The organism is Bacillaceae bacterium S4-13-56 (assembly GCA_040191315.1).
Taxonomy (GTDB): Bacteria; Bacillota; Bacilli; order Bacillales; family JAWJLM01; genus JAWJLM01.
Map to the genome: position 1 here is coordinate 1 of JAWJLM010000194.1, position 394 is coordinate 394.

At 43.4% G+C, this 394-nt stretch carries 1 tRNA gene; it reads right to left on the reverse strand.

Annotated elements, in window-relative coordinates:
• Window positions 1-121: 121 nt before the first annotated feature.
• Window positions 122-198, reverse strand: a tRNA-Met gene (locus RZN25_18630).
• Between the last annotated feature and the right edge of the window lie 196 nt (window positions 199-394).

Genomic DNA, 394 nt, shown 5'->3' on the forward strand with positions numbered 1-394 from the left:
ACAGGCAGGCATTCTAACCAACTGAACTACCGGACCATTTAATTTATATGGCAGTACTTTATAATACTACTGATTGTCTGTTAGCTATGAAACATATTTGAGGTAGATAACAAATATATTTTGGTTGCGGGGACAGGATTTGAACCTGTGACCTTCGGGTTATGAGCCCGACGAGCTACCAGACTGCTCCACCCCGCGATAGTGTAGAAAATCTCATACGATCCTCTATAAAAGGTATTAAACTGTTCGTCGCGTTGCGAGTTTATTCGATGAAGCTTACGCTCCTCACAAAGCCTTGTGGCTTTGCTCCACCCCGCGATAGTCTAGAAAATTTTTTATGATCTTCTATTGAATTATATGGTGGAGGATGCAGGGCTCGAACCTGCGACCCCCT